1 pseudogene is annotated in these 255 nt (G+C 56.1%); it reads left to right on the top strand.

Annotated features, from left to right (window positions below):
* A pseudogene (locus IB266_RS31355) lies at positions 1 to 255 on the top strand (IS110 family transposase); the annotation flags it as partial.

Raw genomic sequence — 255 nt, 5'->3', positions numbered from 1 at the left:
ATCTGCGCTGTATCGCCAGCTGCTGAGCCTTTTCCGCCGTCGCGCAGCCTTGGTTCAGGCTCGAGTGGCTCTGGTACAAAGCTGGGCTAACGAGCCGCTGCTGAAGACCGCTTTCGCCGAACAAATTACAGCCATGCAGAGGCTTGAGACATTGATCGAGAAAACGATCAAGGATCATCTGAGGGATGCTGGTTTGCTGGGTCAGCTGAACCGTTGCTTGAAGGTTGAGGGCATTGGCTTTCTGACCGGAGCCCG

Source organism: Pseudomonas sp. Pdm06 (genome assembly GCF_014851795.1).
Lineage (GTDB): Bacteria > Pseudomonadota > Gammaproteobacteria > Pseudomonadales > Pseudomonadaceae > Aquipseudomonas > Aquipseudomonas fluorescens_AA.
This window is presented reverse-complemented; position numbering and strand designations above follow the sequence as displayed.